General features: G+C 34.6%; 1 pseudogene (cut by a window edge). It reads right to left on the minus strand.

Annotated features, from left to right (window positions below):
* Positions 1 to 485 (minus strand): annotated as a pseudogene (gene gshA, locus WG67_RS08810) (glutamate--cysteine ligase) (its annotated part continues 232 nt past the right edge of the window); the annotation flags it as partial.

Genomic DNA, 485 nt, shown 5'->3' on the forward strand with positions numbered 1-485 from the left:
CACTAGAGATAATATTTGGTCAACTTTAGTTGCTACTGCTCCTAGTGACAAATCATCATCAAAATCAACTCCATCACAGCTCTCTGTAAGCACAGAAATTAGCCATGGGTCTATTTTAAATTTGCCACAAAACTCAGATGCTAATTCTTGATAGATTTCAAAATACTTAAATTTCTGCCTGCTATGCCAACCGTATAGTGGGCTTGGTACTATATCTTGCTTTACGTCTTTCAGCGTGTCTGGAATGTGGCTCGTCATATCACGGTTCAGTATAATAACATCAGGCACAAATCCTGAAGTTGTCTTTAGCAGAGAGTTTTCTTTCACAACAGTTTCATACTGTTCTATTAAATTGTATACTTCATTATATAAAAGGCCAATTCTAGTCTCAAAACCTGCGAGTTGTAGTATTTTCTCTATAACAAATACGTTTTCTATATACATTTTATTGCGTGTATAATTTTCCGGTATTATAAGAACCTTTT

The sequence above is a fragment of the Wolbachia endosymbiont of Drosophila incompta genome (assembly GCF_001758565.1).
Taxonomy (GTDB): domain Bacteria; phylum Pseudomonadota; class Alphaproteobacteria; order Rickettsiales; family Anaplasmataceae; genus Wolbachia; species Wolbachia pipientis.